Origin of the sequence: Oceanobacter sp. 4_MG-2023 (assembly GCF_030689165.1) — a bacterium.
GTDB lineage: Bacteria > Pseudomonadota > Gammaproteobacteria > Pseudomonadales > Oceanobacteraceae > Oceanobacter.
Genome location: NZ_JAUYVV010000007.1, coordinates 46,221 through 64,397, shown reverse-complemented (window position 1 = coordinate 64,397; position 18,177 = coordinate 46,221). Strand labels below are relative to the sequence as shown.

Sequence of the window (18,177 nt, the reverse complement as noted above, 5' to 3'; positions counted from 1 at the left end):
GGGGACTCTCTTTTATTAGGCCAGGCACGTCCTTGGCCGGAATGGGTGATCATTACTCGTGTGTCGACTCAGGGCTGATCGCCAGTGGTCACCGGGGTGTTGGGGTCATTGCCCCACTCAGACCAGGAACCAGGGTAGGCTTTGATATTCAGCCCCAGAATCTTGCCCACCAAGTAGGTATAGCCAGAGCGGTGATGAGTCTGGCAATGGGTGGCAATTTCCTTGTCGGCAGTCAGTCCCATGTCTGACAGCAGTACACGGAAGGGTTCCAACGGGTTGATACGCAAACCATTTTCCGGGTCCATTCCCCGCGTCCATTCGTAGTTGACGGCACCGGGAATATGGCCACCTCGGCTGGAAATAACCTTGTCGCCGCAGTACTCCGCCTGGGAACGGGCATCCCAGATGGCGAAGTCTGGCTGGCCAATACGGGCGAGGATATCGTCTTTGCTCAGCGAGAAACCATCGCACAGCTGTTCGACCTGATAGCTGGAAGGTACAGGGGCTACATTACCGGCTTCTGTGGGCAGACCGTCCTGCAGCCAGGCCTTGATACCACCATTCAGATAGCTGTAATGACGATGGCCAATCATATCGAGTACCCAGATCAAGCGACCAGCCCAACCGCCACCCTCATCGTCATAAGCAATAACGTGGGTGTCCGGGGTTAACCCCAAGGCGCTGAAGACTTCAGACAGTTGTGGTAACGAGGGCAGGGCACCGGGTGTTGGAGCAATGCCCAGCTGCAGGCGCTTGAAGTCCAGGTGTACGGCTCCAGGAATATGATGCTGGAGATAGCTGTCGAGTTTGCTTTGATCAATGATCAGCACGTTATTCAGCGGCAATTGCTCAGCAAGCGTTTGAGCTTCCAGCAGCAGTGGCAGTGGACTCATGAATAATACTCCGGATAAACAGGTCGCAAAGAAGCAGTGTATCCAAGCCGGAGACCGCTGTCAGGCGTTCAGAGCTCCGACAGGGTCTCGACAATCCGTTTGTAGCTGATAAAGCGTTCCTGACTGATCAGTTCTTCATCGACGGCTTGCAGCAAGGCACAACCGGGTTCGGATTCATGATGGCAATCACGGAAGCGACAATGCCCCGTCAGTGCCCGTAACTCGCGGAAACCGTACAGCACGTCGTCTTCGCTCATATGCCAGAGACCAAACTCACGGATTCCCGGGGAGTCAATCAGGTCGCCACCGGCGGGAAAATGATACAGCCGGGCGGTGGTGGTGGTGTGTTTGCCTTTGCGGGTATTTTCCGACAGCGGCCCGACCTTGAGTTCTTCACCGGGTAACAGGGTGCCAATCAGGGATGACTTGCCGACCCCGGATTGACCAACAAAGACGCTGACGCGATCGTTAAGGAATTCTTTTAATTCCCCAAGGCTCTCCGGTTCATTGGCACAGACCTGCAGTATGCGATACCCCAGATCGGCATAACGCTGTAGCAGTGGCTCCAGATGGAACAGACTGAGGTCGTCCAGCAGATCGGTTTTGTTGAGCAGAATAATGGGTTCGATGTGGCAGTTTTCGGCGGCCACCAGATAACGGTCAATCAGATTGGCGTGCGCGTGTGGTTCGGGGGCAATCACCAGCACAATAAAGTCGATATTGGCGGCTACCGGCTTGATCTCGTTGTACGGGTTGGGGCGTGACAGCTCGGAGTCACGTGGCTGCACCATTTCAACGACGCCCTGGTTGACTCCCTGGGCATTGGCCGGTGCCGGGCGGAAGACAATTTTGTCGCCAGTGACCAGAGAGCCAAGGTTGGCCCGCAAAAAACAGCGGTAGGTATTGCGGTCGTTGTCTTCCACTTCTACCTGGGCACCAAAGTGGGCGATCACCTGGCCGTGCATCTCGTCGCCGAGTTCACCGGCGTTGAGCTGGTCGGAAATCACCGCCTCTTTTTGCTGGGCGCGCTGGGCTTTTTCTTCCTGAATCTTGGCAATACGCCAGGATTGTTTTTTGGTGAGTTTTCGTTTGGCCATGCATTACTCAGAGTGTCGGTTCGGGCGTCATTCTCCGTGCTGGCTGCAGGAAGCGCAAGCGTCGGCCAGCGGTGATTCTGGCCAGAGTCAATGCACCGGCTGCACAATGGCTGCCGGTGCCTCGTTATCCGGGTGGCTCAGTGGCTGACCATCCAGTTACGCAAGTTTTCCAGCATGTCGCAACAGCGCCCAAGCTGCCCGATCGTGACGAACTCATCCGGCTTGTGTCCTTGATCCATACTGCCAGGGCCACAGACCAGCGTGGCCACACCAGCCTGATCGAACAGTCCACCTTCGGTACCAAAAGCGACGGTGGTGAAGTCATGGCTGCCGCTCCATTCGCTGAGCCATTGGGCAAAGCGGGATTGCGGATCAGTGAGCAACGGCGGGTAGGATGCCAACATCTCAAAATGAATCCCTGCGTCCGGGTGCACGGTTTGCATTGCCGGCTGCAGGGTTGAAGCGGCAAAGTCCTTCAGTTTGTCCAGTGTTGCGTTGACATCGGTATCGGGCAGATAGCGCATTTCAAAATCAAACTGGCAGGCTTCCGGTACGATATTGAGCGCCACGCCACCCTGGATCTTGCCCGTTTGCAGCGTGCTGTAAGGGGGATCAAAACGGCGATCCTGTTGCTGCTTCAGCGGCTCGGCCAGATCCGTCAGCTTGCCGATCAGCCTGGCTGCATACTCAATGGCATTGACTCCCTCGGGCGCGTAGGCCGAATGGCAGGCATGGCCCTTGACCTTGCAGCGCATACCGACCTTGCCCTTGTGACCATAAACCGGCTGCATGCTGGTTGGCTCGCCAATAATGCACATGGCAGGATGGTCGGGTGATGACTGGATATGGTCAATCAAACCGGGTACGCCAAGGCAGCCGACTTCCTCGTCGTATGAGAAAGCCAGATGCAAAGGCATGGTCAGGGCGGATTGCTGAAAGCGGGGAACCGCCTCCAGTACACAGGCAATAAAGCCTTTCATATCGGCGCTGCCACGGCCGTAACAACGGCCCTCGTCTTCGGTCAGCTGGAAGGGTGGGTAAGACCATGACTGGCCATCCACCGGCACCACATCCGTATGGCCGGATAACATGACGCCGCCGTCCCCAGCCGGGCCAAGCCGGGCATACAGGTTGGCCTTGGTGCGCTCTGGGTTGAAGATCAACTCTGATGGGATACCCTGTTGATCGAGGTAGTCCCGGATTGATTCAATCAGCGCCAGATTGGACTCGCGGCTGGTGGTGTCGTGGGCCAGTAGCATGGCCAACAAATGGCGAAGTTCTTCGCTCAGTGTTGGCCTGGCTTGGCTGGTGGTCGGGTTATTCATCGCCGGGAACGCCATAGCTGGGGGCGTCGCGGGGGTCCAGTGCCCGAGTTACATAAGCCTGCATTTGTGGTTCATAGTCTTGCCACAGTTGTTCGAGTACGCCAATGGGGTTCTCGTCTGCCCAGTCGACACGCAAGTCGACCAGCGGCCAGATATAATCATCGACAACCTTGACGGCCGCAGAATGCACCGGCCCGGCTTCGCCACCCTGGGCAATCCCGGCCGCCAGCGCCTGGATCAGGCGGCCGGTCAGCTCACCGGAGGAGGCTTCAAAGGCACTGATCATGGCATCGATAACACCGTCATTCGCGAGCATGTTTCCCGCTGCAACACAGTGCAGGCCTTGTTTCATGGCGGATGTGCCGAGGGTTTCGGTACCACTGAAACAGGCGCTGACCCCTTTGTTGTCGATTACTGTCACCTGGCGATAGGCACTGAAACGGTCGTCGGCCAGAGCAGCTTTCAAGGCCTGTTCGGACGACTGGTTTTGCTCCAGTCGGGCGAGAATGGCTGGCCCCAGTGCGGGCAAGGTGATGTTCTGGCTGGAAACCGCGCCAATGCCTGCTTGCAACCAGGGGCAGCGGGCGCCAACGGCAATACTGGATGAACTGATTGCTACGCCCAGTTGGCCGGTTTCCGGGCAATAGGCGGACAGGGAGACGGTCATGCTGGCTCCTTGTCTGCTGGTTGGCTGGATGGCTGGTCTGGAATCACGGCGATGACGTCGATTTCCATCAACCACTGAGGCTGTGCCAGACCGGCCACTACCAGTCCGGTAGAGATAGGGTAAACCCCTTTGAGCCAGCGGCCCACTTCCCGGTACACCGGCTCACGGTAACGCGGGTCGGTAATGTAGGTCGTGGTTTTGACGATATGACTCAGGTCGCTACCGGCTTCTGCCAGTAGCTGTTTAACGTTTTTCATTGCCTGCTCGGCCTGGGCTTGCGGGTCTCCCAGGCCAACCAGATTACCTTCGAAGTCGGTACCGACCTGACCACGAACATAGACGGTATTACCCGCTCGTACCGCCTGGCATAGATCGTTATCCAGCGTCTGGTTCGGGTAGGTTTCTTTGGTGTTGAACATGCGGATACGGGTATGCGTTACCATGATGATTCCTGTTTCAGCTGTGACGGTAGTACTGGTATTGACGTTGGATAACGATCTGGTCAGCGATGTATTTGGCGTCATGCCATACGCCCCAGATAAAGGTTGAGCCGCGGCGGGAGAGCCATGGCAAGCCGAGGAAGTAGACACCAGGCTCGCTGGATACGCCGCGATGATGTTTGGGTTGTCCCTTGTCATCAAAGGCATCGACCTGCAGCCAGCTGTAATCGGTGGCATAACCGGTCGCCCAGATAATGGCGGTGATACCTGCTTGCTTGAGATCCAGCTCCAGCGTCGGTCGGGTCATGCACTCCGGGTCGGCAAGGAATTCCCGAGCCTGTGGTTCTTCGGGCAAATCCAGTCCGTGACGGCTGACGTAGGCATCGGCGCGGTCGAGTAACGATAGATAATTGGCGTCACCGGCCTTGATATTGTCGGCCAGGTCGTTGCGGAAGCAGGCAACACCGTTGTCGAAAGACTCAGTACGGCCAACCAGGTTCAGGCCCTGTTGTGCCAGCTGGCGGAAGTCGATGGTTTGGCCACCGTGGGCACCACTGACCGCAATGGTAACGTGTTCCTTACCGGGTTCGTTGGCAGCGGCATCCCACAAACCCAGCACACCCAGCCACCACACAAAGTCGCGGTCGCGGTAGCTGCGGGGTGGACGGTCGTGAGGTCCGACCGACAGATATACTTTTTTGCCTGACCGTTGCAGCTCGTCGGCAATCTGTACGCCGGACGAACCGGCACCAATTACCAGTACCCCACCTTCTGGCAGCTGTTCCGGGTTACGGTAGTGGGCGGAATGAATCTGCAATAATTCCGGGTCTTGCGGGGCCGCGGCAGGAATCACCGGAATCTGGAAGGGGCCAGTGGACGATACCACCCGCTGGGCCTGGATAATGCCGTCGGATGTCGTGACGGTAAAACCGCCAGCGCCTTCGTTGCGCACGACGCTCAGGACTTCGACGCCGGTACGAATCGGCGCGTTGAATTTTTCTGCATAGGAGACAAAATAATCAGCCACCTTGTCTTTGGGGACAAAGCTGTCAGCATCGGCTCCGGGAAAGGTCATGCCCGGGAAACGGTCATGCCAGGCTGGGCCATTGGCGACCAGAGAATCCCAGCGAACGCTGCGCCAGGCTTCAGCAATACGATTCTTTTCCAGAACCAGATGAGGTACCTCCAGGCGCGTCAGATGCTCACTCATGGCGATGCCTGCCTGACCAGCCCCAACGATAAGGGTATCGATGTTTGTCATATTTTCTGTCATGTCTGCATGCCTTCTAAATGCCAGGCTTTATTACCTTGGGATGAATAAAGCTAGGTTATGGCAGACAATAAATTCAGTAAATTATTATAAATATACGATCTCGATAGAAAAAATATCTCGCACCAGTAGTGATCACTCAGGCTAATAATTATTAGCTTTTTTTATGGTGGATTCGCCCAGATTGTAATTACGGCAATAGTCCATAAACAAGCGGGCAGGGTGAGTGGGTTCATTGTTTTTAAGATAAGCCATAATCAGGGTAGAGCTTTCCATTTCATCTTCAATTTCCACATGAGCCAGCTCCTGGCCGTCGTAGGTTGTATTGGTCAGTGGCCGGGTAACCAGTATTGAAAACCCTTGTCCCTGACCCACCATACAACGGACCATTTCAATAGACGGCGAAGCGTAGGCGACTTCCGGGTGGAGTCCTTTTTCGGTAAACAGGCTTAAAAAATAGTTTCTGCTGGGAATGACATCCAGCAACACCATAGGCTCCCGGCTCAGTTCGGTCAGGGTCACTGACGGCTGCTGGGCCAGCGGATGGCCGATGGGCAGCAGGGCATAGGGGCGATGGGGCGCATTCAGGGCTTCCCGTCGGATGGAGTTGTCCAGCTCCAGGTCGTACAGAAACGCCAGGTCAAACTGGCCCCGGTGCAAACCGATCATCAGTTCGTGCTGCTCGCCATCATGCAGTTGTACATCGATGCCCGGGTACACTTTCTTGAATCCGGCAATCAGCCGGGGAATATACAGCGGTGCAACGGATTCAAAGCTGCCAACCGTGATTTTGCCTGAGGTCTGGTCACTGCTGGCCAGTGAATTTTGCTCAAATTCATAGGAGAGGCGCAGGAGCTCTTTGGCTTTTTCATAAAAGCGGCGACCTCCTGGTGTCAGCGACACCCCTTGGGCATGATGCCGTATCAACAGCTGCTGGTCGAAGGTGTCTTCAAGGTTCTTGATGGCGATAGATATAGACGGCTGGGCAATGTGCAGCCGACGGGAGGCCTCGGCGATACTTTGGGTTTCAACGACCGTGGTAAAGTAGTGCAACTGCTTCAGCGTGAAGTTTTTCATGGATGATTCATCTATAAAATATTGTCAGTGTATTAGTTCCTATATATTTTTTATTTGCAATAGGCATGCCATGATCGGAATGATTTGGCCTGTTCGCTAGCGGAAGTGATTTGGACCGGAATGCCCTGAAATATGCCGGTTTGGCTTTGGACATGGTACTAATAAATCAATATGCGTGCGTTGTTTTGGGGCGTTGTGATTCCTGTTGGTGCATAAAATGCCATGTATTCGGGTGCAATTTGGTAATGGGCGTAAAAGGTTTGTGAAAAATTGATCTGGATACTACCTATTTTTTTTAAATCTAGAAGCTCAAAAAATAATAATTGTTTACGATTTGTATATTCCTTCATAGTAATTACACCTATTTGAAACCCGCTTGCTCTTTGGGAGAGCATAGACGGTTTTATAATTTTATTATCAGGTGATAATCCTATGGCATTTGATTGGGACTACATGTTCAGTCTATTCAGTCTAACCGATTTCTGGTTGGCAACCTGGACCGTTATCAAACTCAGTTTGGCCAGTTGGGGGTTGAGTGTTGTCGTGGGCTTTTTACTGGCCTTGGGGAAACAATCCAGTCGACCGCTGTTAAATATACCGGCGAGCTTTTATATCTGGCTGTTCCGAAGTGTGCCGTTACTGGTACTGCTTATTTTTGTTTATAACATGCCGCAGGTATTGCCGATCAGTAGCGTGATCATGAGTGATCCTTTCTGGGCTGGCCTGATTGCCCTGGTGCTGTGCGAAAGTGCCTATGTTGCTGAAATCCACCGGGGTGGTTTGCTGTCGATCCCCAAAGGACAGGGTGAAGCGGCCCGTGCTCTCGGGGTGCGTTTTTTGGGTATCCAGTGGCTGGTGGTGATTCCCCAGGCATTACGAGTGGCGTTACCCTCCCTTGCCAATGAGTATATTTCCATCGTCAAGCTGACGTCGCTGGTCTCGGTGATTTCGCTGACGGAAATTCTGATGGTGGGTCAACGCCTGTATTCCCAGAACTTTCTGGTGTTGGAAACCATGGCAGCGGTGGCAGCGTTTTATGTCTTTATCGTTACCTTGTTTGATTTTTTGCTGAAGCGTCTTGAAGGCTATCTCGACGTGACCAACAAGAAAAGCAAGGTCCCATCAGCAGCACTGACCGCAGCTGTCACTCAGGCGCCAGCAGCCGCTCTGACACCACCCAATGAATTTGATGGCCCGGCGTTGCAGGTATCGCAGCTACACAAGGCCTTCAATAATGTTGAAGTCCTTGGGTCGGTCGACCTGAGCATCAATCCCGGAGAAGTGGTGTCCATCATCGGGCCATCCGGCTCCGGCAAAACCACCCTGATTCGGCTGATGAATGGTCTGGAGCAACTGGATCATGGCGAAATCGATCTGAATGGCCAGCCGTTTCTGCAGCTGCATCACCATGGGCCAGATAAGTCCCGCTTTGTTGAGCACTCAGAGCATCGCCGCAAGATTGGCATGGTGTTCCAGAGTTTCAACCTGTTTCCACACCTCAGTGTGCTCGATAACCTGATGCTGGCACCCTGCTATCACCGCATCGCCGACCGGCATGAGCTAGAGATGCAGGCTTACCAGCTATTGAACAAGGTGGGCATGCTCGAACACGCCTGGAAATACCCTCATCAGTTGTCCGGTGGTCAGCAACAGCGGGTCGCAATTGCCCGGGCGTTGATGATGCGGCCGCAAATCATGTTGTTCGATGAGCCGACGTCGGCGCTGGACCCGGAGAAGGTGAACGAGGTGCTGCAGGTGATTGAAGACCTGGCACGAGAAGGCATCACCATGGTGATTGTTACCCACGAGATGAACTTTGCCTTCAAGGTATCCGATCGCATTGTCTTTATGGAAAAAGGGCGCGTGGTGTGTGACGACACGCCCGAGGTATTACGCAGTGGCCAGAATCCTCGCGTGGATGCCTTTTTGAAAGATGTTTCTTTGGCCTGATTTAATATATTTGGGAGTGACTCATGATTGAACAATGGCAAATAGACCAATATCACGAACAAGGTTTTCTGCTTGTTAACAATGTACTGAACCCGGATGACGTTGCGGCCCTGCAATCCGAATTTGATGGTTGGGTAGAAGAAAGCCGCAAGCACGAAACCCCATGGGGTGAAACGATTGATGGGCGCGCCCGTTTTGATATCGAAGGTGACCACGCAGCGGATCACCCATCGCTGCGACGCGTCAGCTCGCCGACCGAGATTTCCGATGTCTTCAAGCGTATTGCGCTGCAATCACGGGTTGCACAAATTGCCGGTCAGCTGGTCGGCAGTCGCGGTGCCCGCCTGCACCACAGCAAGGTGAACTCCAAACTGCCACACACTGCGACGGAAGTGAAATGGCATCAGGATTTTCCGTTTACCCCCCACAGCAATGATGATCTGGTGACCTGTCTGCTGATGATCAGCGAAGTCACTCCGGCCAACGGTCCTTTGCAAGTGGTGCCGGGCAGCCATCGTGGCCCGCTGTTCTCCCACTGGCAGAATGACCGCTTTACCGGCACGGTTGATGACGCCGTGATCGCCGAGCACTGCCAGCAACCAACCTCTTGCTACGGCCCTGCTGGTTCCGTGTGTTTTATGCATACTCGTGTGTTGCATGCTTCCAGCCCGAATGAAACCGAGTTGCCTCGCACCATTTTTATCAATGTGTACGCCGCTGAAGATGCCTTGCCATATGGGGACAACCCGCTGCCGAGCATCCATTCTGGCGAACTGGTATGGGGTGAAGAAAGTGGTGAAATACGCAGCACCAACAATACCCTGCGTCTGCCAGAAAAGCCCAAGGGCGCCTCGTTCTTTGTGCAACAGGCGGGTAATGATCCGCTCAACTACTGATTCCTGATTCCCAATAGACTCACGAGAGAAATGATCATGACGTTTTTTGCCCGTACTGCAGGTTCAACGGTGCGTTCTGTCGCCGTAGGTATTGTTGGAGCAGCGCTGTCGCTGACATCCCTCAGCACCCTGGCGTTCAAGGAACCTGGTAAAATCATCGCTGGTTCAGATATCACCTTTTTTCCTTATGAATATATGGAAAACAACAAACCGAAGGGGTTCGATATTGAATTCCTGGAAGGGCTTGGCAAGGTCATGGGCCGGGAAGCCATTAATATTGATACTCGTTGGGCTAACCTGATTCCCGGTTTGCGGGGTGGCCGTTTCGACATCACCAACTCGTCGATGTACATCACTGCCGATCGTATGAAAGTGATCGACATGATTCCTTACCTGAAAAGTGGTGAATCCATTCTGTCGATCAAAGGCAGTGACTATCAGCCTGAAATGCCAGAAGATTTCTGTGGTCACCGCATTGGTTCCATGGCGGGCACGGCCTGGCTGAAACAGTTGCAGACGCTGTCGGTAGAATATTGTGAAGCCAATGGACTGAAGCCAATCGCGATCAGTGAATACCCAACCGATCCCCAGACTACCCAAGCAATGCTGTCGCATGCAGTAGAAGCCCAGATTACCGATGCGGCTGTTGCTCGGGGTGTGGTGGAGAAACTGGGTGGTCGAGTTGTGATTTCTTCCAGGACGCTGATTTATCCGGTGCTGAACGGTTTCGGGGTGAAAAAAGGCAACGACATCGTTCGCAACGCCCTGATTGCAGGGATCGAAAAATTCAGTAAAACGCCGGAATACGCCGCGTTATTGAAAAAATACAACTTCCAGGCACCGACTGCGGCCGATATTGAGTCGTTGTTGCCGAAAAAATAAGCCTGCTTTTGAGGGTTCAATACTGGGTTCTGGTTGCTGTTGCCGCATCAGAATCCAGGGTTGGAGCCACGGGTATGAAGAGCCAGCGTCAATCGCTCTGGATGCCTGGCTACCCATAACAATCCCCATTGGCTGGCAGTCAACACATCATTATCGACAGCAGCCCCTATCAACGCTGACGCATCATTGACGTATAGCGCAAGTACGCATTTTACCGGAGTAACCTATGTCGCTTTCTCTCGAAGAGCAGTTGCGGATCAATCTCGCAGCCAGCCTCCGCATTGTTGCCCACCTGGGTATGCATGAGGCTGTGGCTAACCATTTCAGTGCCGCCGTTTCCGACGATGGCAAACAGTTTCTGATGAACCCCAAGTGGAAACATTTTTCCCGCGTCTGTGCCAGCGACATGCTGTTGCTGGATGCCGACGATGCCAGCAACGCCGAACGGCCTGAAGTGGATGCCACCCGCCTGGTCGATCCATGGCCAGCTGCACCAGCGTTTGCCCCATGTCCGTGTTGCGATGCATCTGCACCCGGTGTACACCACCGCTATCGCGACGATGAAGAACCCGCACATTCCTGCGATTGATCAGAACACCGCCCGGTATTTTAACCGGATGTCTGTCGACACCCTGTTTGGCGGCATGGCCAATACCGTGGAAGAAGGGGCGCGTTTGTCCGGCCTGCTGAAAAACAACAGCCGCTTGTTGATGGGTAATCATGGCGTGATGGTGACCAGTACTGATATTGGTGTGGCGTTTGATGATATCTGGACACTGGAACGCGCCTGCCAGATTCTGGTGGCCGCCTGGTCGACGGGTCAGCCGCTGAATATCCTGCCGGATGAGGTGGCGGAGAAAACAGCACGGGACTGGGAAAGTATCCCGGACTTTTCGCGCCAGCACTTCGAGGAAATGAAGCAGCTGATGATCGCTCAGGACCCATCGCTGCTGGATTAATGGTACCGGGGCCGGGCCGTCTTGTTGCCGCGCAGCCTTGCACCAGACGGCAGAGCTGCACGGGCCATAACCAGCCTCAATGGCTGATCATCCAGGGCCGCATGCCCGGGAACATCTTTTCGCCATTGGCGGTGTACATCAGGTTACTCTTGCGTTTGCTGCCACAGCCGCAGCCCTTGTCATGCTTGTGACGGTTATCAAACAGGTGTTGCTGCTTTTTCTCGTGCTCTTTTTCCTGGTACTGGCTGGCGCTCATGACATCGGGTGCTTCGCGGGATTTCTCGTTACGCTCCATGGCGGCGCGGGTTTCCTTCAGCACTTTGGCAATGGCCGGGGGCAAAACAATGACCCGGGCCGAACGGGTGTGGCATTGAGGGCATGGCTGGGGCTGGTCGTGCTCTTGCATCGGGGCCAGTTCCTGAAAAACCCCGTGGTGCGGGCATTTGTAGTCATACATGGGCATGGTGGCTATCTCCGGCAGTCTGTCAGTGCACATCATGGGAAAACAACAGCAGTGGCGCGGTTACCCGGCCACTGCCAATGGGCGCGTGGATCAGTCGAGATCGGCTGCTTTGGGAATATCGATGGAGCCATCCAGGTGCTTGATGGGGCCATCGGCAGACGGTTTGATATCAAATTCGAAGATATCGGTCGGTAACCACAAGGTGGCGCAAGAGTTCGGAATATCCACGACGCCACTGATGTGTCCCTGAATCGGTGCACAGCCAATAATGGCGTAACCCTGGGCTTCGGTATAACCGAATTTGGTCAGGTAATTGATGGCGTTCATACAGGCTTGCTTGTACGCCAGGCTGGTATCGAGGTAATGCTGTTTGCCGGCATCATCCACTGAGATACCTTCAAAAATCAGATAGTCATCGTATTTGGGAACCAGAGGGCTGGGTTTGAAGATCGGGTTTTTGACCTGGTATTTGGCCATGCCATCCTTGATCAGGTTGACGCGCAAATGAATCCAGCCGGCCATTTCAATGGCGCCACAGAAGGTGATTTCACCATCTCCCTGGCTGAAATGCAGATCGCCAACCGATAAACCGGCACCGTCCACATAGACCGGGAAATACACCTTGGCACCACGGGTCAAGTCTTTGATGTCACAGTTACCCCCGTGCTCTCGTGGCGGTACGGTCCGTGCGCCTTCGGCGGCCGCGGCGGCTTTTTCGTCCCCTTCCAGTCGTCCCATATGGGCGGTGTCGGCGTACGGCAGGCAGGCGAGCGCCGGTTCCCGGTCCGGGTCGGTATCAAACAGTTCTTTTTCCCGGTGATTCCAGGTATCCAGCATGTCCCGTGAAGGCAGACAGCCAATCAGGCCGGGGTGCAGAATGCCTGCAAATTCAACGCCGGGAACGTGGCGGGATTTGGTGTAGATGCCGTTAAAGTCCCAGATGGATTTTTGCGCTTGCGGGAAGTGGTCGGTCAGGAAACCGCCGCCATTTGTCTTGGCAAAAAAGCCGTTGAAGCCCCATTGTTGCTCGGCAAAGGTACCGATATCGAGAATATCCACTTCCAGCAAGTCTCCGGGCTGAGCGCCCTCCACCGCGACCGGGCCGGAGAGAAAATGCACCTGGGTCAGGTCGACATCACGGATGTCTTCGGCGTTGTCGTCGTTCTTGATCTGACCGCCTGTCCAGTCATAGCACTCGATAATAAAGTCATCGCCGGGCTTGACGGTAGACACCATGGGAATATCCGGGTGCCAGCGGTTGTGGACGCTGTCGTTCTCGTAAGCAGACTGGTTAAGGTCAATTTTGATGATGGTATCAGTCATGGTTAGCTCCTTGATGGGCAAGTACGGCTTTGGAAAAAACGTGTGGATCGACGGCGACCGGGCCGTCTTCGCGGGTATTGGAAGGTGAAGGCGCTGAAGCGTGTGTGGCCGGGTCGGCCGCGGCGCTTGGCATGGGGCCTGCGCTGAACGTCAGGGCGTCGTTGCGTAGCAAGGCGCGCAGCTGGCGAGGATGGGCGCAAGACGGCAGGGTGAGCAGGTAGCTGGCCAGTGGCACAACAACCTGGCGTTGAAACAAGCGCTGAATGGCCCGGGCACCGTAGTGCTGGTCAAAGTCGCCACGACTGAGCCAAAACAGGCAGGCGTCGTCGAGCAACAGGGTCAGCTGATGTCTTTTCAGACGCTGGTTAAGCTCATTCAGCAGGGTGGTGACTACCTGTGGCAGTTGTTCGCTGCCGAGGCTGGCAAAACGTTCGATGCAATGAATCCGGTTGAGGAATTCGGCATCAAAGTGATTATCGAGGGCGCGCTGCTGCAACCGGTGTTTGAGTCTGGCTTGCCATGCGGGTGGCAGCCATGGGCGCAGCGGGTGGCGCTGCCATGCCCGTGAACCCAGGTTGCTGGTCATGAACACCAGAGTGTTACGGAAATTCAGTGCTTTCTGACCCGATGCCAGAGTCAGCTCGCCGTTATCCAGAATATTCATCAGGCTGCGGACCACGTCCGGGCTGGCTTTTTCTATTTCATCAAACAGCACGATGCCGGGGCGGCTGTTGCTGCCCTTGATCAGCTCCTCGTTGAGCAGCGTCAGGTTGTCCTTGCTGCCGACGTAGCCCGGCGGCGCCCCGGTAATGGCGGCGCTGTAATGGCTCTGCGACAAGGTATTCATGTCGATGCGGCAGAAGTGGTTGGCATCACCATGCAGGGCTTCGGCAATGCGGCGCACCATTTCGGTTTTGCCCACTCCGGTATCGCCAAGGAACAATGCCGTCAGCAGTGGGCGACGATCGTCACTGAGCCCGGCCTTGAGCACATCCAACTGGCGGCACAAGCTATGAATAATTTGCTGCTGCCCCACCAGATGACGCTCCAGTTGCTGTTGCAGCTGCGCCGGTTCGAAAGCAAAGCGGGAGTAAAGCGCCGGGCGTTCGGATGCCGTGGCGTCACTGGTGTGGGACTGGCGCTGTTGTGATTGCAGACGATCGTTAATAAACACCATGGTCGTCGCGCCTCAGGAACCGGATTCCATGGTTTTTTCCGGTGTCGGAATGCCACCTACCGGGCATTCTTTCGTACCGATGGTGCTGCGCGTCATGGCCTCGACGTCGTCGCGGGCCTTCTCGGCATCGGTGACCCAGGTGCGGTAAAACTCGAACGGGCAATCGGCAACGCCACGGTCACCATCACCGGAGGCGTGCATGCCGGTGTAACCCCGGTGCAGCAGCTTGAACAGATGATTCTGGGACTGATCGTTTTTACGGGCATCGCGGATTTGTGACAGCGATAACTGGGCGTATTGGATGCCCATGTCTTCTTCGCCACATTCACCAAGGGTGCGGCCATCAAAACCAATAATGGCGGAGTGGCCAAAGTAGGAATAAACCCCGTCGAAACCGGCGGCGTTGGCCACGGCGACGTAGCAGTTGTTGGCCCAGGCCATGGACTTGGACATCATCACCTGCTGCTCTTTGGCCGGGTACATATAGCCCTGGCAGCGCACAATCAGCTCGGCGCCTTTCATGGCGCAGTCGCGCCAGATTTCCGGGTAGTTGCCATCGTCACAAATGATCAGGCTCAGCTTCATGCCTTTGGGGCCATCACTGACGTAGGTACGATCGCCGGGATACCAGCCTTCGATCGGGCACCAGGGCAGGCATTTGCGGTATTTCTGGACGATGTCACCGAGATTGTTGATCAGCACCAGGGTGTTGTAGGGCGCCTTGTTGGGGTGTTCTTCGTGCTGCTCGCCGGTGAGGGAAAACACCCCCCAGGTGTTGGCCGCACGACAGGCAGCGGCAAACATATCGGTTTCCGGCCCTGGAATGGTGGTTGCGGTGGCCATCATTTCGTCGTGGTCGTACATGATGCCCATGGTGCTGTATTCCGGAAATACAATCAGATCCATCCCTGGCAGACCTTTTTTGATGCCCTGGATCATCTCGGCAATGCTGGCCGCGTTGTCGAGCACATCGGCCCTGGTGTGCAGGCGGGGCATCTTGTAGTTCACCACGGCGACGCCGACGGTATCGTTGCTGCTTGAAATATCACCATGACGCATGGTTGTTCTCCTTTGGCTCAGATTCGGTTTAGACGGACAGGTAGCGGGTGATGGTGGCCTGATCGGCCTCCTCGACGGGCACGTCGAGGACGATGTTGCCTTTCTCGATCACCAGGATGCGATCGGCGACGTCCAGGGCGAAACTGAGCACCTGCTCAGAAACGATGATCGACAATTTGCGCTGGTCGCGGATCGTGCGCAGGGTGCGCGCCATTTCCTTGATGATGCTGGGCTGGATGCCTTCGGTGGGTTCGTCCAGCAGCAGCACGCTGGGATTGCTGGCTAACGCCCGTGCGATGGCAAGCTGTTGTTGCTGGCCACCGGACAGGTTGCCGCCACGACGGTGCTGCATTTCTTTCAGTACCGGGAACATGACGTAGAGATCTTCGGGAATGTCATTCTTGCCGGTGGAGGTGAGGCCGGTTTCAATATTTTCTTTCACCGTCATGGTGGAGAAAATCATCCGCCCCTGTGGCACAAAGCCGACACCAGCGCCGACGCGTTCGTAACTCTGGAGTGGCACCAGGTCGACTCCGTTGAGGGCAACCGTTCCGGACTTGCTCGGAATCATGCCGATCAGCGATTTCATCAGCGTGGTTTTGCCCATGCCGTTACGGCCCAGCACGGCGACAATTTCTTCGTCTCCGACACTCAGGTTCATATTGCGAATCACGTCACTTTGACCGTAGGCAACGTTGTAATCGGTTAGCTCAAGCATTGTTTATCTCCTCGTTTACCGGCTTGGCGATCAATGGCCCAGGTACACTTCAATGACTTTGGGATCGTTCTGAACCCGCTCCATCGAGCCTTCCGACAGCACCTTGCCCTGATGCAGGACGGTGACGCGGTCGGCGATGTCGGCAACAAACTGCATGTCGTGTTCAATCACCAGCACTGAACGGTCCTTGGTGATTTTTTGCAGCAGTGCCGCGGTTTGCTGGCGTTCAGAAACCGACATGCCCGCCACCGGTTCATCGAGCATCAGCAGCTCGGGGTCCTGGATCAGCAACATGCCGATTTCCAGCCATTGTTTCTGGCCGTGGCTGAGCAGGTCGGCGGACATATCGAGCTTGTCGGCAAGGAAGATCATCTCGGCAATTTCGATAACCTTGTCGATCACCTGCTGGTCGCGCCGGAAGGTCAGTGCTCCCCAGACGTTGCGGCCTCTGGGGTAGGAGAGTTCGAGGTTTTCAAACACCGTCAGGTCTTCGTAAATCGACGGCGTCTGGAACTTGCGGCCGATACCGGCATGGACGATCTGGTGCTCGTTCATGCGGGTCAGCTCCTTGCCCTTGAACTTGATCGAGCCTTCAGTGGCCTTGGTGCGGCCACAAATCAGATCCAGTACGGTGGTTTTACCGGCACCGTTGGGGCCGATAATGACGCGGATTTCCTGCTCCTCAACGTAGAGCGAGAGGTCGCTGACGGCCTTGAAGCCATCGAACGAGACTGTCAGGCCCTCCACGCTGAGGACGAAGTCCTTCTGCTCAATGTGCTTGTTAGTTTCCAGCATGACGGTGCTCCACGGTGGGGTTGGCAGAAGGAGTAGATGAGGTTTCGGCCGTTGTCGTCACCGCGACGGCGGGAATGGTGCTGGGCGGTACGGGAGAGCGTAAGCGGGCCGGCAGGCGCGGTTCGATATAGGTTGTCCATACACCGGCGAGGCCATTCGGGAAGGCCATGACCACACCGATAAACAAGGCCCCCATGGCAAACAGCCACAGCTCCGGAAAGGATTCCGAGAAGCTGGTTTTGGCGGCGTTGACCAGCAGAGCGCCATACACCGCCCCCAGCAGCGAAAGACGACCACCAACGGCGCAGAAAATCACCATTTCGATCGACGGCACGATGCCAACAAAGGTGGGTGACATAAAACCGATCTGCAGGGTGAACATGGCACCACCAATGGCGGAGAACACCGAAGCCAGACAGAAGATAAAAATCTTGAATGCCGAGACGTCATAGCCAGAGAAACGCACCCGGTCTTCCCGTTCCCGCATCGCGACTAACAGGCGTCCCAGTTTGCTGTTGATGACGTATTTGCCAATAAACAGACAGACAAACAGCAGGGCCACGCAGACGAAATAAAGAATGTACTTGGCTTCGTCGGTACGAATATCCCAGCCGTGCAGGGTGCGCAGGTCGGTGATGCCGTTAACCCCTCCGGTGTAGCCTTGCTGGCCAATGATCAGGATGGTCAGGATGGCGGCTACCGCCTGGGTGATGATGGCAAAATACACCCCGCCAACCCGGCGTTTGAACATGGCAACCGTCACCACAAAGGCGAAAAATGCCGGTACCAGAATAATGGCGAGCAAGGTAAAGCCGAAGCTGTGGAAGGGTTCCCAGAACCACGGCAGCTCGGTGAGCTGGTTCCAGTCCATAAAGTCCGGGATGCCCGGCGTTGTCTGGATGGCGGTGTTTTCCGGGCTGGAGGCTTCCAGCTTCAGAAACATCGCCATGCAGTAACCGCCAAGGCCAAAAAATACACCCTGACCCAGGCTGAGAATGCCGCCGTAGCCCCAGCACAGCACCAGACCAATGGCGACGAAGGCATAGGTCAGATATTTGCCGATCAGGTTGAGGCGGAAAATATCCATACTCAACGGTAGAACCACGATCAGCAACAGCGCCAGAATCAGCATATGGCTGAGCTGGTAGCGAGCGAACAAATGGGCAATAAAGTTCATGGGCGACCT

General features: G+C 55.3%; 19 protein-coding genes. 5 read left to right on the top strand and 14 right to left on the bottom strand.

Going from position 1 to position 18,177, the window contains the following annotated elements; genetic code table 11:
• Positions 1–68: 68 nt before the first annotated feature.
• The 7 genes from Q8W24_RS07075 to Q8W24_RS07045 form a co-directional block, all read right to left on the bottom strand.
• Complete coding sequence (locus Q8W24_RS07075) at positions 69–893, bottom strand: sulfurtransferase (protein ID WP_303433162.1); 825 nt, start codon at positions 891–893, stop codon at positions 69–71.
• Positions 894–961: 68 nt separating this feature from the next.
• Complete coding sequence (gene rsgA / locus Q8W24_RS07070; protein ID WP_305474857.1) at positions 962–1,990, bottom strand: small ribosomal subunit biogenesis GTPase RsgA; 1,029 nt, start codon at positions 1,988–1,990, stop codon at positions 962–964.
• A 137-nt stretch (positions 1,991–2,127) separates the two neighbouring features.
• Complete coding sequence (argE, locus tag Q8W24_RS07065; RefSeq protein ID WP_305474854.1) at positions 2,128–3,315, bottom strand: acetylornithine deacetylase; 1,188 nt, start codon at positions 3,313–3,315, stop codon at positions 2,128–2,130.
• Positions 3,308–3,982, bottom strand: coding sequence for a DUF1028 domain-containing protein (locus tag Q8W24_RS07060; RefSeq protein ID WP_305474852.1), 675 nt, complete (start codon positions 3,980–3,982; stop codon positions 3,308–3,310). The genes argE and Q8W24_RS07060 overlap by 8 nt, the downstream gene beginning before the upstream one ends.
• Entirely contained in the window at positions 3,979–4,425 is a 447-nt protein-coding gene (locus tag Q8W24_RS07055; protein ID WP_305474850.1) for a RidA family protein, read from the bottom strand. Before Q8W24_RS07055 ends, Q8W24_RS07060 begins: the two co-directional genes overlap by 4 nt.
• A gap of 13 nt (positions 4,426–4,438) precedes the next feature.
• Positions 4,439–5,683: an NAD(P)/FAD-dependent oxidoreductase gene (locus Q8W24_RS07050; RefSeq protein WP_305474849.1), complete on the bottom strand. Its 1,245-nt coding sequence runs from the start codon at positions 5,681–5,683 to the stop codon at positions 4,439–4,441.
• A gap of 153 nt (positions 5,684–5,836) precedes the next feature.
• On the bottom strand, positions 5,837–6,769 hold the full coding sequence (locus Q8W24_RS07045; protein ID WP_305474847.1) for a LysR substrate-binding domain-containing protein: 933 nt from the start codon (positions 6,767–6,769) through the stop codon (positions 5,837–5,839).
• Positions 6,770–7,201: 432 nt separating this feature from the next.
• Between Q8W24_RS07045 and Q8W24_RS07040 the strand changes: the two genes are divergently transcribed.
• The 5 genes from Q8W24_RS07040 to Q8W24_RS07020 all read left to right on the top strand — a co-directional run bounded on the left by Q8W24_RS07040 (position 7,202) and on the right by Q8W24_RS07020 (position 11,456).
• Positions 7,202–8,719, top strand: coding sequence for an amino acid ABC transporter permease/ATP-binding protein (locus tag Q8W24_RS07040; protein WP_305474846.1), 1,518 nt, complete (start codon positions 7,202–7,204; stop codon positions 8,717–8,719).
• Positions 8,720–8,742: 23 nt separating this feature from the next.
• Complete coding sequence (locus Q8W24_RS07035) at positions 8,743–9,615, top strand: phytanoyl-CoA dioxygenase family protein (protein ID WP_305474844.1); 873 nt, start codon at positions 8,743–8,745, stop codon at positions 9,613–9,615.
• A 36-nt stretch (positions 9,616–9,651) separates the two neighbouring features.
• On the top strand, positions 9,652–10,497 hold the full coding sequence (locus tag Q8W24_RS07030; protein ID WP_303433173.1) for a transporter substrate-binding domain-containing protein: 846 nt from the start codon (positions 9,652–9,654) through the stop codon (positions 10,495–10,497).
• A gap of 226 nt (positions 10,498–10,723) precedes the next feature.
• The gene (locus Q8W24_RS07025; RefSeq protein ID WP_305474843.1) at positions 10,724–11,086 is read left to right on the top strand and encodes a class II aldolase/adducin family protein; all 363 of its coding nucleotides are present in this window, start codon (positions 10,724–10,726) and stop codon (positions 11,084–11,086) included.
• Positions 11,019–11,456 (top strand): class II aldolase/adducin family protein, encoded by a 438-nt coding sequence (locus tag Q8W24_RS07020; protein WP_305474842.1) that lies wholly within the window; start codon positions 11,019–11,021, stop codon positions 11,454–11,456. The genes Q8W24_RS07025 and Q8W24_RS07020 overlap by 68 nt, the downstream gene beginning before the upstream one ends.
• A 76-nt stretch (positions 11,457–11,532) precedes the next feature.
• Here Q8W24_RS07020 and Q8W24_RS07015 read toward each other — a convergent pair whose 3' ends face one another.
• From Q8W24_RS07015 to urtC, 7 genes are all read right to left on the bottom strand, one after another.
• The gene (locus Q8W24_RS07015; RefSeq protein WP_303433175.1) at positions 11,533–11,919 is read right to left on the bottom strand and encodes a zinc ribbon domain-containing protein; all 387 of its coding nucleotides are present in this window, start codon (positions 11,917–11,919) and stop codon (positions 11,533–11,535) included.
• Between the two features lie 90 nt (positions 11,920–12,009).
• Entirely contained in the window at positions 12,010–13,242 is a 1,233-nt protein-coding gene (gene fmdA / locus Q8W24_RS07010; protein WP_303433176.1) for a formamidase, read from the bottom strand.
• Entirely contained in the window at positions 13,235–14,419 is a 1,185-nt protein-coding gene (locus Q8W24_RS07005) for an AAA family ATPase (protein WP_305474841.1), read from the bottom strand. Before Q8W24_RS07005 ends, fmdA begins: the two co-directional genes overlap by 8 nt.
• 12 nt (positions 14,420–14,431) lie before the next feature.
• Complete coding sequence (locus tag Q8W24_RS07000) at positions 14,432–15,478, bottom strand: aliphatic amidase (RefSeq protein ID WP_305474839.1); 1,047 nt, start codon at positions 15,476–15,478, stop codon at positions 14,432–14,434.
• A 28-nt stretch (positions 15,479–15,506) separates the two neighbouring features.
• Complete coding sequence (urtE, locus tag Q8W24_RS06995) at positions 15,507–16,196, bottom strand: urea ABC transporter ATP-binding subunit UrtE (RefSeq protein ID WP_303433179.1); 690 nt, start codon at positions 16,194–16,196, stop codon at positions 15,507–15,509.
• 30 nt (positions 16,197–16,226) lie between these two features.
• Positions 16,227–16,991, bottom strand: coding sequence for an urea ABC transporter ATP-binding protein UrtD (gene urtD / locus Q8W24_RS06990; RefSeq protein ID WP_303433181.1), 765 nt, complete (start codon positions 16,989–16,991; stop codon positions 16,227–16,229).
• Positions 16,978–18,168: an urea ABC transporter permease subunit UrtC gene (gene urtC, locus Q8W24_RS06985; RefSeq protein ID WP_303433182.1), complete on the bottom strand. Its 1,191-nt coding sequence runs from the start codon at positions 18,166–18,168 to the stop codon at positions 16,978–16,980. The genes urtD and urtC overlap by 14 nt, the downstream gene beginning before the upstream one ends.
• Positions 18,169–18,177 lie beyond the last annotated feature (9 nt).

Excerpts from the sequence above, each read along its gene's own strand:
- urtE (WP_303433179.1), bottom strand. The coding sequence starts at position 16,196 with ATGCTTGAGCTAACCGATTACAACGTTGCCTACGGTCAAAGTGACGTG.
- fmdA (WP_303433176.1), bottom strand. The coding sequence starts at position 13,242 with ATGACTGATACCATCATCAAAATTGACCTTAACCAGTCTGCTTACGAG.
- Q8W24_RS07060 (WP_305474852.1), bottom strand. The coding sequence starts at position 3,982 with ATGACCGTCTCCCTGTCCGCCTATTGCCCGGAAACCGGCCAACTGGGC.
- Q8W24_RS07050 (WP_305474849.1), bottom strand. The coding sequence starts at position 5,683 with ATGACAAACATCGATACCCTTATCGTTGGGGCTGGTCAGGCAGGCATC.
- Q8W24_RS07075 (WP_303433162.1), bottom strand. The coding sequence starts at position 893 with ATGAGTCCACTGCCACTGCTGCTGGAAGCTCAAACGCTTGCTGAGCAA.
- Q8W24_RS07035 (WP_305474844.1), top strand. The coding sequence starts at position 8,743 with ATGATTGAACAATGGCAAATAGACCAATATCACGAACAAGGTTTTCTG.
- Q8W24_RS07000 (WP_305474839.1), bottom strand. The coding sequence starts at position 15,478 with ATGCGTCATGGTGATATTTCAAGCAGCAACGATACCGTCGGCGTCGCC.
- urtD (WP_303433181.1), bottom strand. The coding sequence starts at position 16,991 with ATGCTGGAAACTAACAAGCACATTGAGCAGAAGGACTTCGTCCTCAGC.
- Q8W24_RS07055 (WP_305474850.1), bottom strand. The coding sequence starts at position 4,425 with ATGGTAACGCATACCCGTATCCGCATGTTCAACACCAAAGAAACCTAC.
- Q8W24_RS07045 (WP_305474847.1), bottom strand. The coding sequence starts at position 6,769 with ATGAAAAACTTCACGCTGAAGCAGTTGCACTACTTTACCACGGTCGTT.
- rsgA (WP_305474857.1), bottom strand. The coding sequence starts at position 1,990 with ATGGCCAAACGAAAACTCACCAAAAAACAATCCTGGCGTATTGCCAAG.
- Q8W24_RS07015 (WP_303433175.1), bottom strand. The coding sequence starts at position 11,919 with ATGCCCATGTATGACTACAAATGCCCGCACCACGGGGTTTTTCAGGAA.
- argE (WP_305474854.1), bottom strand. The coding sequence starts at position 3,315 with ATGAATAACCCGACCACCAGCCAAGCCAGGCCAACACTGAGCGAAGAA.
- Q8W24_RS07030 (WP_303433173.1), top strand. The coding sequence starts at position 9,652 with ATGACGTTTTTTGCCCGTACTGCAGGTTCAACGGTGCGTTCTGTCGCC.
- urtC (WP_303433182.1), bottom strand. The coding sequence starts at position 18,168 with ATGAACTTTATTGCCCATTTGTTCGCTCGCTACCAGCTCAGCCATATG.
- Q8W24_RS07005 (WP_305474841.1), bottom strand. The coding sequence starts at position 14,419 with ATGGTGTTTATTAACGATCGTCTGCAATCACAACAGCGCCAGTCCCAC.
- Q8W24_RS07025 (WP_305474843.1), top strand. The coding sequence starts at position 10,724 with ATGTCGCTTTCTCTCGAAGAGCAGTTGCGGATCAATCTCGCAGCCAGC.
- Q8W24_RS07020 (WP_305474842.1), top strand. The coding sequence starts at position 11,019 with ATGCATCTGCACCCGGTGTACACCACCGCTATCGCGACGATGAAGAAC.
- Q8W24_RS07040 (WP_305474846.1), top strand. The coding sequence starts at position 7,202 with ATGGCATTTGATTGGGACTACATGTTCAGTCTATTCAGTCTAACCGAT.